This window comes from Amycolatopsis sp. WAC 01416, from assembly GCF_003947485.1.
Lineage (GTDB): Bacteria > Actinomycetota > Actinomycetes > Mycobacteriales > Pseudonocardiaceae > Amycolatopsis.
This window is the reverse complement of record NZ_QHHX01000002.1, coordinates 939,221-952,290: the sequence shown is the minus strand read 5'-3', so window position 1 is coordinate 952,290 and position 13,070 is coordinate 939,221. Positions and strand designations below refer to the sequence as shown.

The window sequence follows — 13,070 nt, the reverse complement described above, 5'->3', positions numbered from 1 at the left end:
ACGCGGGCGATGAGCACGGTGTTCCCGTTGTCGAGGACCAGTCTGTCCGGCCTGCTTATGTTTCTAGTGAGACTGGACTGAGAGGAGGCTGAGAAGTCGGTACCAGGGAGTCTTCGCTCTTTTGGCGATAGGCAGCGCTAACCTCCGCGTGTGAATTCCGGGACGCATGCGGGCTCGCCTGCCGAGGCCGCCGACGCCGACCTCGTCGACGGGTACGCCCCCGACGACGAGGTTCTGGCCACCGCGCGGGCGCGGTCGGCCGATCTGGGGTGCGGTCCGCTGAGTGCGGGCGCGGGTGCGACTCTGCGTTTTCTCGCCACGACGCTGCGGGCGAAGGCCGTGGTGGAGGTCGGGACCGGGGCCGGGGTTAGCGGGTTGTGCCTGCTCCGCGGCATGGTCGACGACGGGATCCTCACCTCGATCGACATCGAGCCCGAGTACCACCGGGCGGCGAGGGCGGCGTTCCGCGAGGCCGGTTACCCGCCGGGGCGGACCCGGCTGATCCTGGGGCGCGCGCTCGAGGTCCTCCCCCGGCTCACCCCCGGCGGCTACGACCTGGTGTTCGTCGATTCGGCGCCGATCGAGTACCCGAGTTGCTACGAGCAGGCCGTCGCGTTGCTCCGGCCCGGCGGGATACTGGCGTTCCACAACGTCTCGGGGACGAGGGTGACCGATCCCTCACGACGCGATCCGGACACCCTGGCGCTGCGCGAGGTCGCGCGGGCCTTCCGGGAGGACGAGCGGCTGGTTCCGGCGCTGCTGCCGGTGGGCGGCGGGCTGCTGGTCGCCGCGATCGCGTAGCAAGGGACCTTTGCTATCGCCTCAGCGCCTGTTCCGTGAAGGCCTTCACGGAGGCCTTCACGGACTTGGGGACCACCGCGACCACGGCCACCGCGGCGATGGCCAGCCAGGCGGCGGTGAGCACGATCAGCCAGGTCCACCCCGCATGGCCGTAGACGGTCGCGCCGACGGCGCCGCCGATGCTGCTGCCCAGGTAATACGAAAGCGTGTAGAGCCCGCCGACCTGGCCCCGGGCGTTCTCGGGCGCCTCCGCCGCGGCCCAGCCGTTGGCGACGGCGTGCGCGGCGAAGAACGCGCCGGTCAGCACCACGAAACCGGCGACGACCATCGGCAGCGAGTCGGACAGCGTCAGCGTGGCGCCCGCGATCGTGAGCAGCAGGGCGCCGACGAGCGCCCCGCGACGGCCGAACCGGCCGACGAGTTTGCCCGCGGTCGCCGACGAGACCGAGCCCATCGCGTAGGCGAGGAAGACGAGCGACGCGATCGCAGGAGAGAGGTTCAGCGGCTCGCCGGTCAAGCGGAATCCGGCGGCGTTGTACAGCGCGACGAACGAGCCCATCGCCAGCAGCGCGACCGCGTACTGGACCAGCAGGACCGGCTTCCGGACCGCGGCGCCGAGCCCGGCCAGCACCGCCCGGCCCTGCTCGCGCAGCCGCTCTGACCTGCGCCGATCCGTCGAAGTGAGAGCAAAGGTCCCTTGCTCCCCCGGCGGCAGGGCCAGCACCGTGACCACCGTGCAGACCAGGCCGATACCCGCGACGACGAGCAGCGCGCCGTGATAGCCGAACGGCCCGGCGGTGAACCCGGCCGCGAGTCTGCCGATCATGCCGCCGACGGTGTTCCCGGCGATCATCGCGCCCACCGCGGCCGCGAGCCCGGCCTTCCCGAGCCGTTCCGCGAGATAGGCGGCGGCCACTCCGGGGAACCCCGCGATGGCGACCCCTTGCAACGCCCGCAGCACGAGCAGCGCCGGGTAGCTGGGCGCCAGCGGCAGCAGGAAGCCGAACACCACCGACGCGACCACCGAAGCGATGATCACCGGACGCCGTCCCACGACCTCGGAGAGCGCCGCGATCGGCAGTACGGCGATCGCGAGCGCGCCGGTCGCGACACTCACCGCGAGCGAGGCACCACCGGGATCGAGGTGGTACTGCTCGGCGAGCTGCGGCAGCACCGGCTGTGGCGCGTAGAGCAGCGCGAACGACGAGATCCCGGCCGCGGCGACGGCGATCGTGACGCGGCGGGTGGTTCCGGTGGCAGGCACGATCCCGAAGCTAAGCCTGGCTAAACGATACGTCTAATACGGTCATCTGCCACAATCGATACCGTGCTGAATGAAAGGATGACCGCCCAGCTAGCCCCCCAGCTCGCGTTGCTCACCGCACTGCGCCGCACGACGAACGTCACACGCGCGGCCGAACTGCTCGGTGTCCCGCAGCCCACGGTAAGCCGCCGGATCTCGGCGCTCGGCGAGGCCCTCGGCGCGCCACTGACGGTCCCCGACGGCCGAGGCATCCGGCTCACCCGTGCCGCCGAGTTGCTGGCCGACGCCGCCGAACGCGCACTCGCCGCTGTCGACGCCGGAGTCCGTCAAGCCCGCGAAGAGGTCGACCCCGAATCAGGGCACGTCGTCCTCGGCTTCCTGCACCTGCTCGGCAGGTCGCTGGTCCCCACGTTGCTCCGCGGCTACCGCGCGGACCATCCGGAAGTCCGGTTCACGCTGGTCCAGGGCTCACGTCAGGACATGGTCGACAGGCTGACCAGCGGCGAACTCGACCTCGCGCTGCTCGCGCCCGCCCCCGTGGACGACCCGCTGCTCGACACCGCCGTGCTCGCCGAACAGGAGATCTTCCTCTCCGTTCCGACATCGCACCGCCTCGCCGACCGGCCCAACGCCGCCATCGAAGACCTCAAGGACGAGGAATTCGTCCTCCTCGAAACCGGCTACGGCCTCCGCACCATCACCGACGACCTGTGCGCCGCGGCCGGCTTCGCGCCGAAGATCGCTTTCGAGGGACAGGAGTCCGACACCGTCCGCGGCCTGGTCGCGGCCGGGCTAGGCGTCGCGCTGCTCCCCCGGTTCGAACCCGGCAGCCCGGCGGGCGTCGCGGAAGTCCCGCTGGTGCCGCCGGTCGGGCGGACCATCGGGCTGGCTTGGCGTCGCGACGTGGTGCTGCCGCCCGCCGTGTTGCGGTTCCGTGAGCGGGTCCGCGCGCAGCATCGGTGACGATCGTCAGGGTCGGTCATTGCCGTTCGTCCATCCCGGCAGGGAAGCATTTTCGCTAACTTCGGGTGAATGTACGACGACATCGTGGAGTTGGCGGGCGCGAGCCCGAGCTGGCTTCAGGCGGCAGGAATCCTGTTCACCGAAGCAGGATTGCTCGCCTTCGCAGCGCTCTTCGCCTGGATGTCGTGGCGGGCCCGCACCTCGCCCGTCCGGCTGGCCGTGGCGTTGCTGCCGCCCGCCGGGACCGCGGTCGCGTACCTGATCAGCGAAGGGATCAAGAGCGTGATCCAGGAGGACCGGCCCTGCCGGGGCCTCGTCACACTCGTCGAATGCCCGCCGACCGGCGACTGGTCCTTCCCGAGCAACCACTCCACGATTGCCGCAGCGGCCGCCGTCGGGCTGGCACTGGCCTGGCGACGGCTCGTGCCGTGGGTGCTCCCGGGTGCTCTGCTGATGGGCTTCTCACGGGTCTTCGTCGGCGCGCATTACCCGCACGACGTGCTCGCCGGACTCGTCCTCGGCTCTGTGACGGCGTGGCTCGTGTTCCGGTACCTGAAAGGCCCGGCGACCAGGATCGCCCGCCGTCTCACCGCGCACGCCGGAGACGCGCCGACGCAGCCCATGCCCAGGGTGCGCCCGCGAGGCGATAGCAAAGGTCCCTTGCTACCGCCCCGCAGGTAACCGCAGGTCAGGCGTAGGACGCGACCAGTTCGACCAGCGTCCGCGCCGCGAAACCGGTGGCTCCCGGGACGACGTCGGCGTAGGTCTTGTCGGCCCGCGCGGGTCCGGCGATGTCGAGATGCGCCCACGGCACGTCGCCGACGAACTCCCGCAGGAACAACGCCGCGACGATGCCGCCGGGACCGCCGGGCGCCTGCCGGACGTCACCGAGCGAACCCTGCACGGACTCGGCGAGGTCTTCCAGCAGCGGCATCCGCCACCACGCCTCGCCGACTCGCTCGCCCGCCTTCGTGACCCGCTCCGCGAGCACGTCCTCGGTGGCGAAGACGCCTCCGGTGCGGACGCCGAGCGAGACCTTCATGGCGCCGGTCAGCGTCGCCGCGTCGATCACCGCGTCCGGTTTGTGCTTCTTGATGCCGTAGACGAGCGCGTCGGCCAGGACCATGCGGCCCTCGGCGTCGGTGTTGCCCACCTCGGTCGTCTTGCCGCCGTAGTGCCGGACGATGTCGCCGGGGCGGTACGACGAACCGGAAACGTGGTTTTCGGCGGCGGGCACCAGCCCGGTCACCTTGACCGGCAGGCGCAGCGCGGCGATCGCTCGGACCGCGGCGATGATCGCCGCTCCGCCGGCCATGTCGGTGCGCATGAGGTGCATGCCGTCGGCCGGTTTGATCGAAAGGCCGCCGGTGTCGAAGGTGATGCCCTTGCCGACCAGCAGCAGATGCGTCGTCGCCCCGCGCGGCCGGTACTCCAGCTCGATCAGCCGCAGCAGCGCGGCCGAGCCGCCGCCGACGGCGAGGACGCCGCCGAAGCCCTGCTCCGCCAGCCACTTCTCGTCCCTGGCCGTCACGGTCAGGTTCGGGATGCCGCCCGCGGCCCGGACGGCCGTGTCGGCGAGCCAGGCGGGGGTCTTGACGTTCGAGGGCGTGTTCGCCAGGTCGCGCGCGAACGCGGCGGCCGCGGCGAGTTCGCTTATCCGCTCCAACGCGCCGGCGGCGCCCTCGTGACGTGTGATCAAACGCACGGTCCGCAGGCTCGGCTTCGGCTCGTCGGCCGTCACGGTGAACCGGTAACCACCGAGCAGCAGCCCGAACGCGAGCTCCTCGATGTGCTCGGCGCCCGCGTCCTCTGGCAGTTCGACGGCGAAGGCGCGGAACGCCTTCTGCCCCGCCTTGACGTCGTCCTCCAGCACCGACGTGACGACGCGGACCAGCGCGGCACCGGCCTTGCGGTACTGCCTCGGCTCACCGTCTCCGACGCCCGCCAGCCAACGGATGCCGCCGGTCGGCACGGTCTGCACGTCGCCGGCCTTGCCGGTGGGCCGCACGCCGCCGATCTCCGCGAGTCCGGCGTCACCGTCCTCTTCGGACGGGGCGGCGATCAACGTGGCCAGCGGCGTACCGCGCCGTAGGTCATCCGAGACCTCGAGTTCGAGCAGCTTCCCCGGAACGGGGGGTAGCGGGTTACGCACAGTGAGCGACCTCCGGGCGCAGATGAACCGCGACCCCGGCCTCCGAAGGGAGACCGGGGTGCGGGTGGTTGAACGTTGGTGCGGTCCGGCTCAGCCGGTGACCTCCTGCAAGGCCGCGCCGAGATCCTTCGCTTCTTCCGCGGAGAGTTCGACGACGAGGCGCCCACCACCTTCGAGTGGTACGCGCATCACGAGGCCCCGCCCCTCCTTAGTCACTTCGAGGGGACCATCTCCGGTCCGGGGCTTCATGGCCGCCATAGCGTGCTCCCTCCGTCTCAACCGGCGCGCCCGGGTCGCGCTCGTCAAAGCCAGCCGGGTCTACTGTCCATTGTCCCTCATCAGCGGCCGGGCGCGAACGCGGACCGATCTTTTGCCGCCGTATCGGTGCTGGTATGCGGCTCGCGAGGCTGAAAGACTCTTCTCTGACCGCAGTTTCGCCGACTAGGAGATCCCGTGACCACATCCGACGTTCTGCTGACCGCCGACGCCGATGGCGTGCGCACCTTCACGCTGAACCGGCCGCAGGCGTACAACTCGCTGACCGTCGAACTCAAGGAACTGCTGCTGGCGGGCCTGACCGAGGCCGCGGCCGACGACAGTGTCCGTGCGGTCGTGCTGACCGGTTCGGGCAAGGCGTTCTGCGCCGGGCAGGACCTGAAGGAGCACGTCGGGCTGCTGCAGGCGGGTGACCCGGCGCCGCTACACACGGTCAAGGAGCACTACAACCCGATCGTCAAGACCATCGTCGGGATGCCGAAGCCGGTCATCGCCGCGGTGAACGGCCCCGCCGCCGGCGCGGGTGCGGCCTTCGCCTACGCGAGCGACCTTCGGATCGCCGCGACGTCGGCGAACTTCCTGATGGCGTTCGCGAACGTCGGCCTCGGCCCGGACTCGGGCGCGTCGTGGACGCTGCAGCGGCTGATCGGCCTCGGCCGCGCGGCCGAGCTGATGCTGCTGGCGCGTACGGTCGAGTCCGCCGAAGCGCTGACGCTGGGGCTGGTCGGCGAAGTCGTTCCGGACGAGGAACTGGCCGCCCGCGCGCAGAAGGTCGCCGCGAAGCTCGCGGCCGGTCCGACGGTCGCGTACGCGAAGATCAAGAACGTGCTGTCCGTCGCCGCGGAGTCGTCTCTCGAAACCGCGCTGGCGGCGGAGGACGAGGCCCAGACCGCGCTCGGCGCGACGGCCGACCACACGGAGGCCGTCGAGGCGTTCGTCGGCAAGCGCAAGCCGGACTTCCAGGGCAAGTAACCCCTCGCGACGTGCAATGAAGGACGCTTTCATAGCAAATTTTGCAATGAAAGCGTCCTTCATAGCGCTCCCGGGACCGGTACCGAACCACCGCGGCTAGCGTCCGGGAGTGATCCCGACCCCGCCCCACCTCAAGGCGACAGCCGCCGAGCGCGACCTCGGTGACTGTCTCCGCCGCTACCGCCGCAGGCCGGGCGCCATCGGGACCTTCTTCGCCTTCGCGCCACTAGCGGGCGCTCTCGCGCTCGGGATCCGCGAAGGTGATACGACCGGCGCGCTGGCCGTAGTGCTGTTCGTGTGGACGCCGCTCTTCCTGTGTTGGTGCATCTCCACACGGAGGCGCCTCGACGGAGGTCTTTACGTCTTCGACGGCGGTTTCGCCGACGTCCACGGACGCAAAGTCCTGTTCGCGATCACCTGGCCCGAAGTCCGCTCGGTCGAGTACGAGACCCGTTCCCTCTGGGCTGGCCTGATTCCCGTCGCGGCCACCACGAACTGCGTGATCGAACTGCGGAATTGCCACCGGATCGAGCTCAACGGCAGCTACCGCAAACTGAAAAGACTGGCCGAAGACCTCTACGCCCGCACGATCTATTGAGGGGTGTGGTGCCGGGGGTCGTGAGTGGCGTTTCGGGTTCTAACCCGAAACGCCACTCACGACCGACCCGGGCCACCACGAACACGACACGTTCGACCTTCTTCTCACTAAGTGGCCCGGAAGCAGTCCTTCACGTGGTCGTCGACCATCCCTGTCGCCTGCATCAGCGCGTAACAGGTCGTCGGCCCGAGAAACACGAAGCCGCGCTTCTTGAGTTCCTTCGCCATCGCCTTCGACTCGTCGGTGATCGCCGGGACGTCCGCCATCCGCCGCGGCCGGGTACGCGAGGAAGGCGCGAACGACCACAGCAGGTCGTCCAGCGAACCGTCCAGTTCCGAGATCGCCCGTGCGTTGTTGATCGCCGCCAGGATCTTGGCCCGGTTCCGCACGATCGACGCGTCTTCCATGAGACGAGCGACGTCGTCGTCGGTGAAGGCCGCGACCTTCTTCGGCTTGAACCGCTTGAACGCCTTCCGGAACGACTCCCGTTTCCGCAGGATCGTGATCCACGAAAGCCCGGACTGGAACGACTCCAGGCACAGCCGCTCGTACAGCTCTTCGTCGCCGTGGAGCGGGACGCCCCACTCGGTGTCGTGATACTCGGCGTAGTCCGGTGCCGAGTTGCCCCACGAACACCGCTTGATCCCGTCCGCGCCCAGCAGACCCGCCTCAGCCAACCCTGTACCCCTCCGCATACTTCACGAATCTCTGCAGGCACAACCGCAGTCCCAGTTCGAAACCCGGTTTCGCGACCGGCCAGCCGAGCCGTCCGACGACGCCGAACGGCGGCCGCAGATGCTCCGCCCAGACGAACGTCGACGAATGCGGCCCCTTCTCGATCACCTGGAAGACCCCGGTGCCCTGCACGATCTTGCCGGTATGCCGCACGACGCAGCGCAGCGGCGGTTCCCAGCTGGTGATCTCCATGGTGTCGGTGACCCCGACGCCGGCGACGCCGGTGAAGGCCGACAGCTTCGAACCCACACTGCGCCCGTTGCCCTCGACGACCTTGACCTCGGTGCCGAGCATCCATTCGCCCTGGCGTTCCCAGTCGGTCAGCGCGAGCCAAGCCGTCCCGGCCGGTACCGCGACGTCGACGGAGACGACGACATCCGTCACCTGGCACCCTCGCGCTCGGCCTGCAGTTCGGCCACCTTGGCCCGCAGGTCCTCGATCTCGACGCCGAGCCGTCGCATCACCCAGTCCACTTCGGACATCTTGTAGCCGCGCAGCACCATCTGGTAGCGGACGGCGTGGACGTCCTCGGCGGTGATGTCCTCGGCGGGCAGCCTGGTCGGCGAGCTGCCGGGCGGCAGCGGGGCCAGCTCCTCACCCCGGCCGAACACCACGGCGGCCAGCAGAAACACCACGGCGGCCACCAGCAGCATGACTACGAGATAGATCAGGGCGGTCGTCACGCCACGATCGTGGCACACGAACGCCACGATCGTCGCGCCAGCAACGCGAGTCGCACGCTGACCACCACCCAGAGGATCATCAGCAGCCCGCACGGCACGGACAGGAACAGCCTCGACGCGTCGATGACGCCGGTCGCGATCACCAGCAGCCCCACCGAAAGCAGGTTCAGCCCGACCGCCTCGCCGATCAGCACGCCGGCGGTCTTGACCAGCCGGGCACTGTCCATCCGCCGGGACAGCCAGCGCATGGAGACGAGGGCGATCACCCCCAGCACCGGCACGATGAAGACCGAACCGTGGGTGAATTGGGCGATGTACTTGTACCAACCCGGCGTCGGCGCGAGCTGCGACCATTCGCCGAAGGTCCACTTGCGGGCGAACTCCCAGGCGAGCTGCATCAGCGGCACGCCGAGGATCAGTTTCCAGAGGGTGCGGGTGCCGCTGTGCATGCCCAGTTCGGCCTGATAGTCGCGGGCGATCAGGTGCACCGGGCCGAAGTCGGCGACGGCGCGCCGCTGCGCGTCGTGCTCGCTCCAGCCGCCGTCGCGGTACGCGTCCGCCGCGTCGTTGAGCCCGTCCCGCGCCTCGCGCAGCAGATCCCGCTTCGCCGACGCCGGGCCGTCCAGCCGGGCGCGCAACTCACCGACATAGGCCTCGATCACCGTCATGCCGTGGTTCTCCCGAAGTTCCTCGCGGCGACCGTGAGCCGCATGCTGAACAGGATCCAGGTTCCGGACAGCACCGCGCACGGCACGCTGACGAGCATGCGGGCCGGCTCCAGAAGTCCGGTCGCTCCGCCGTACGTCACGACCGCGACGAGGTTCAGCCCCACGGCCGCGGCCAGCGTCCACGAAACCGCGCGGGCGACCGGCGGACCGGCCGTCCGCCGCGAGAGCAGTCGTGCCGCGAGCAGCCCGGCGACCGCGACGGCCGGGGACAGCGCCGCCAGTGTGTCGGCCACACCGATAGCACGGTGGTACCAGGAAGGCGAAGCACCGAGCCGCGACCAGTCGGCGAAGGCCCGCGCCAGATCCCAGGCGAGGATCAGGAGCGGGACACCGGCGATCAGCTCCCACAGCACGCGGATGTCGCGCCGCAGCCCCAGTTCCGCTTGATAGTCACGCGCGATCAGCTCGGCCGGGCCGAAATCGGCGACGGCACGGCGTTCGGCTTCCGCCTCGTCGACACCACCCGCGAGGTAGGCGTCGGCCGCGTCGACCAGACCGTCCCTCGCCTCGGTGAGCAGGTCGGCCTTCGCCGCCGACGGCCCGCGCAGGCGGGCGTCGAGATCGCCGATGTAGGCCTCGATCGCGTTCATGCGGCGAGCACTTGCCGGGTCCGGAAGGCGGGCGCGAGCAGCCAGAAACTGAAGGCCACCCAGCCGAGCGCCACCATGTTGCACACGAGGCTCACGTTCATCCGCGACGGATCGAGGACCGTGGTGCTCACGGTGAGCAGCAGCAGCGCCAGCAGGTTCGTGCTCGCCGCGGCACCCACCGTCCACCGCGTCACCTTCCCCAGGCTCACGCTGTCGAGCCTGCGTCCCAGCCGCCGGGCCCCGAAAAGCGAAACCGCTCCGATCACGGCCGGAACGAGGACCAGGACGCCGAAGACTTCGATGACGGCCGTGTACCACTCCGGATTCGGCTTCCCCGAACGGCTCCAGTCGCCATAGGTCCAGATCCGCGCCAGCTCCCAGGTCACCTGGATCAGCGGCACACCGACGATGACCTTCCACAACGTGCCGATGTCGGCGCGCAACGCCAGCTCGGCCTGGTACTCACGGGCGATCACGGCGGCCGGACCGAAGTCGGCGACGGCACGGCGTTCCGCTTCCGCCTCGTCGACACCGCCTTCTCGATACGCCTCGGCCGCGTCGACCAGACCGTCCCTCGCCTCGGTGAGCAGATCGGTCTTCGCTCCCGCCGGCCCGTGCAACCGCCTGTCCAGGTCGCCGATGTAGCCGTCGATCGCGCTCATGCCGTGCTCCCCCCGAGGACACCACCGATCACGGTGGTGAACTCCTGCCACTCCGCTCGTTCCGCCGCCAAGGCCTTCTGCCCGGAGCGGGTGAGCTTGTACGTACGACGTTTGCGGCCGGATACGACATCCCATTCGCTGGCGAGGTATCCGGCGCGCTCCAACCGGCGAAGCGCCGGGTAGACGGTGCCCGTCGGCAGGTCGAGCGCGCCGTCACTGCGGAGCTGGAGCGCCTCGATGATGGCGTACCCGTGCAGCTTCCGGCCGTCGAGGACGGCGAGGAGCAACGCGTCGAGGTGCCCGCGCAGGCTGTCGGCCTTCATAAATAGACAGTCTACACATCGCCGCATACCAGGGTAGCCGGGACTTTCCCGGACAGGCCTCAGGGAATGTCCCCGAGATCACCCCGATTTCATAGATTTAGTGGCTACATGTAGCCAGCCTACGTATACAGTGCATCGCCATGGACGCACTCCCGATCGCGAGACTCCAGTTCGCGACGACGACCTCGTTCCACTTCCTGTTCGTGCTGCTCACACTGGGGCTCGTGACACTCGTCGCGGTGATGCAGACACGCTCCGCGTTCGGCGGCAAGCCGGAACTCACGCGGATGACTCGCTTCTGGGGCAAGCTTTACGTGATCAATTACGCGCTGGGAATCGTCACCGGAATCGTGATGGAATTCCAGTTCGGACTCACCTGGACCGGCCTGTCCGCGGTCGCGGGCGACGTCTTCGGCGCACCACTGGCCATCGAGACGCTGGTGGCGTTCTTCGCCGAATCGACCTTCCTCGGGCTGTGGATCTTCGGCTGGGGGCGGCTGAACAAATGGGTCCACCTGACGCTGATCTGGCTGGTCACGCTGACCGCGTACGCCTCGGCGCTGTTCATCATGGTGGCCAACTCGTTCCTGCAGAACCCGGTCGGCACGCACGCCGAGAACGGCGTGCTGAAACTCGACGACTTCGGCGCGCTGTTCACCAACCCCGCACTCGTGTCCTCGCTGCCGCACGTGCTGAGCGCGGCGCTGATGACCGGCGGCTTCTTCGTGGTCGGCGTCTGCGCGTACCACTTCATCAAGCGCACCACGGAGATCGAGTTCTTCCGGCGCTCGATGCGGATCGGCGTGCTCACCTCGCTCATCGGCAGCACGCTGGTGATCGGCTTCGGCTTCGCCCAGTTCGGCCCGCTCGGGGAGTACCACCCCGGCAAGCTGGAAGGGGCGGATCCCCTCGTCGGCGTCTCGCTGGGCTTCATGATCCAGATCGGGTTCATCGCCTTCCTGGCGTCGATCCTCGGCACGCTGCTGCTGTTCCGGAACTGGATCACCAAAGTGCGGCCGCTGCTGTACGTGATGGTGCTGGCCATCCCGCTGCCGTTCGTCGCGGCGATCCTCGGCTGGCTGGTGCGGGAGATCGGCCGTCAGCCGTGGCTGATCCGCGGGCAGCTGACCACCGCCGTCTCCGTCGCGTCGATCCCGGCGGGCCAGATCCTGTTCTCCTTCATCGCTTTCACGCTGTTGTTCCTGGTGCTGGCGATCGCCGACTGGGTGCTGATGTCGCGGGTCGCGAAACGCGGCCCGGAACCCGTCGAAGAGGCAGCCACGCCTCGCGCCGAACTTCCCGTCCTGAGCGGAGTCTGACCGATGGTGATCCTCTGGTGGTGTGTGCTCGGTTTCCTGACCGCGGGCTACTTCGCGCTGGCAGGCTACGACTACGGCGTCGGGATGTTGCTCGGCAGGATCGGCCGTGACGAGGCCGGGCGACGGCGCGTGCTCGGCGCCTTCGGCCCGTTCTTCCTGGCCAACGAGGTGTGGCTGGTGGCCGCGGTCGGCGTCCTGTTCGGCGCTTTCCCGCATCTGGAAGGAAAAGTGTTCGCCGGGGCGTATCTCCCGGTGGTCACCCTGCTGCTCGGGCTGGTCACGTTCACCGCGGCGGTGCAGTTGCGCAGCAGGCGGCCGGACGCGGGCCGCGGCGCCTGGACGCTGGCGATCACCGTCGGCGCGTGGGTGACGGCGGTGTCGTGGGGCGTATTCCTCGGCAACCTCGTCCTCGGGCTCCCGCTCGACGCGGCCGGGAAACCGACCGGCGGCGTCCTCGCGGTGTTCAGCCCGTACGCGCTGCTCTGGGGTGCGGGGTTCGTCGCGCTGTTCGCCTTGCAGGGGGCGGCTTTCCTCGCCGTGCGGGCACCCGCGGAGTTCACCGCCCGCGCGAACCGGATCGCCAAGGCGCTGCTCGCGCCGGCGCTCGCGTTCCTGGTCGTGGCGGTCGCCTGGGGTGCCTTCGAGACCGCCGCGTCGTGGACCGTGCTACCCGCGATCGTGCTGGCCTTCGGAGCCTTGGGCGTCGCGTACGCGGCTTTGCGCGCGGGGCGGCACAAGACAGCGCTGATCGCCACGATGACCCTGTCCGCGTCGCCGGTGCTGGCCGTCGGCACGGCGCGCCTGCCGGAGGCACTGGTGTCCTCTGTGGACGGCGGGTTCTCGCTGAGCCTCACGGAAGCGGCCAGCAGCACCGAGATACTCGGCCTGCTCACCGTCGTTCTGCCGCCCGCGCTGCTGGCGATCGCCGCCGTGCAATGGGTGACCTGGCGCCGGAACGACGACCGCGTCGACCAGCGTTCGCTGCTGCACTTCTAGGAGCCCCA

The 13,070-nt window shown here is 69.3% G+C and carries 17 protein-coding genes; 7 read left to right on the top strand and 10 right to left on the bottom strand.

From position 1 onward, the window contains the following. Positions 1-150 precede the first annotated feature (150 nt). On the top strand, positions 151-801 hold the full coding sequence (locus tag DL990_RS08995) for an O-methyltransferase (RefSeq protein WP_125780889.1): 651 nt from the start codon (positions 151-153) through the stop codon (positions 799-801). Positions 802-814: 13 nt separating this feature from the next. On the opposite strand, the gene DL990_RS08990 is transcribed toward DL990_RS08995, so the two are convergent. After that, complete coding sequence (locus tag DL990_RS08990; RefSeq protein ID WP_125798362.1) at positions 815-2,065, bottom strand: MFS transporter; 1,251 nt, start codon at positions 2,063-2,065, stop codon at positions 815-817. Between the two features lie 78 nt (positions 2,066-2,143). Here DL990_RS08990 and DL990_RS08985 point away from each other — a divergent pair, with 78 nt between their 5' ends. Next, a complete protein-coding gene (locus DL990_RS08985) occupies positions 2,144-3,028 on the top strand; it encodes a LysR family transcriptional regulator (RefSeq protein WP_199746291.1) in 885 nt (294 codons plus the stop codon). A 69-nt stretch (positions 3,029-3,097) separates the two neighbouring features. Next, positions 3,098-3,709: a phosphatase PAP2 family protein gene (locus tag DL990_RS08980; protein ID WP_125798361.1), complete on the top strand. Its 612-nt coding sequence runs from the start codon at positions 3,098-3,100 to the stop codon at positions 3,707-3,709. A gap of 7 nt (positions 3,710-3,716) precedes the next feature. Here the strand turns inward: DL990_RS08980 and DL990_RS08975 are convergent, their stop codons facing one another. Continuing rightward, positions 3,717-5,180, bottom strand: coding sequence for a M17 family metallopeptidase (locus tag DL990_RS08975; protein WP_125798360.1), 1,464 nt, complete (start codon positions 5,178-5,180; stop codon positions 3,717-3,719). Between the two features lie 90 nt (positions 5,181-5,270). Continuing rightward, on the bottom strand, positions 5,271-5,438 hold the full coding sequence (locus DL990_RS08970) for a DUF3117 domain-containing protein (protein WP_005155393.1): 168 nt from the start codon (positions 5,436-5,438) through the stop codon (positions 5,271-5,273). Positions 5,439-5,633: 195 nt separating this feature from the next. Between DL990_RS08970 and DL990_RS08965 the strand changes: the two genes are divergently transcribed. Next, positions 5,634-6,428 carry an enoyl-CoA hydratase-related protein gene (locus DL990_RS08965; protein ID WP_125798359.1) on the top strand — a complete coding sequence of 265 codons (795 nt, stop codon included), beginning with the start codon at positions 5,634-5,636 and terminating at the stop codon, positions 6,426-6,428. A gap of 109 nt (positions 6,429-6,537) precedes the next feature. Then, positions 6,538-7,026 carry a hypothetical protein gene (locus DL990_RS08960; protein WP_125798358.1) on the top strand — a complete coding sequence of 163 codons (489 nt, stop codon included), beginning with the start codon at positions 6,538-6,540 and terminating at the stop codon, positions 7,024-7,026. 107 nt (positions 7,027-7,133) lie between these two features. On the opposite strand, the gene DL990_RS08955 is transcribed toward DL990_RS08960, so the two are convergent. The 7 genes from DL990_RS08955 to DL990_RS08925 are packed head-to-tail and all read right to left on the bottom strand — an operon-like array spanning position 7,134 to position 10,747. After that, a complete protein-coding gene (locus DL990_RS08955) occupies positions 7,134-7,703 on the bottom strand; it encodes a DNA-3-methyladenine glycosylase I (RefSeq protein WP_370451277.1) in 570 nt (189 codons plus the stop codon). Then, complete coding sequence (locus DL990_RS08950) at positions 7,696-8,145, bottom strand: SRPBCC family protein (protein WP_125798356.1); 450 nt, start codon at positions 8,143-8,145, stop codon at positions 7,696-7,698. The genes DL990_RS08955 and DL990_RS08950 overlap by 8 nt, the downstream gene beginning before the upstream one ends. Continuing rightward, positions 8,142-8,444 (bottom strand): DivIVA domain-containing protein, encoded by a 303-nt coding sequence (locus DL990_RS08945; RefSeq protein WP_125780873.1) that lies wholly within the window; start codon positions 8,442-8,444, stop codon positions 8,142-8,144. Before DL990_RS08945 ends, DL990_RS08950 begins: the two co-directional genes overlap by 4 nt. Next, positions 8,441-9,112: a permease prefix domain 1-containing protein gene (locus tag DL990_RS08940; protein WP_125780871.1), complete on the bottom strand. Its 672-nt coding sequence runs from the start codon at positions 9,110-9,112 to the stop codon at positions 8,441-8,443. The genes DL990_RS08945 and DL990_RS08940 overlap by 4 nt, the downstream gene beginning before the upstream one ends. After that, positions 9,109-9,762, bottom strand: a complete 654-nt coding sequence (locus DL990_RS08935) for a permease prefix domain 1-containing protein (protein WP_125780869.1) — start codon at positions 9,760-9,762, stop codon at positions 9,109-9,111. The genes DL990_RS08940 and DL990_RS08935 overlap by 4 nt, the downstream gene beginning before the upstream one ends. Next, positions 9,759-10,424 carry a permease prefix domain 1-containing protein gene (locus tag DL990_RS08930; protein WP_125780867.1) on the bottom strand — a complete coding sequence of 222 codons (666 nt, stop codon included), beginning with the start codon at positions 10,422-10,424 and terminating at the stop codon, positions 9,759-9,761. Before DL990_RS08930 ends, DL990_RS08935 begins: the two co-directional genes overlap by 4 nt. After that, positions 10,421-10,747 (bottom strand): helix-turn-helix transcriptional regulator, encoded by a 327-nt coding sequence (locus tag DL990_RS08925; RefSeq protein WP_016331437.1) that lies wholly within the window; start codon positions 10,745-10,747, stop codon positions 10,421-10,423. The genes DL990_RS08930 and DL990_RS08925 overlap by 4 nt, the downstream gene beginning before the upstream one ends. 140 nt (positions 10,748-10,887) lie before the next feature. Here DL990_RS08925 and DL990_RS08920 point away from each other — a divergent pair, with 140 nt between their 5' ends. After that, positions 10,888-12,066: a cytochrome ubiquinol oxidase subunit I gene (locus DL990_RS08920; protein WP_125798355.1), complete on the top strand. Its 1,179-nt coding sequence runs from the start codon at positions 10,888-10,890 to the stop codon at positions 12,064-12,066. A gap of 3 nt (positions 12,067-12,069) precedes the next feature. Then, complete coding sequence (locus tag DL990_RS08915) at positions 12,070-13,062, top strand: cytochrome d ubiquinol oxidase subunit II (protein ID WP_125780863.1); 993 nt, start codon at positions 12,070-12,072, stop codon at positions 13,060-13,062. Positions 13,063-13,070 lie beyond the last annotated feature (8 nt).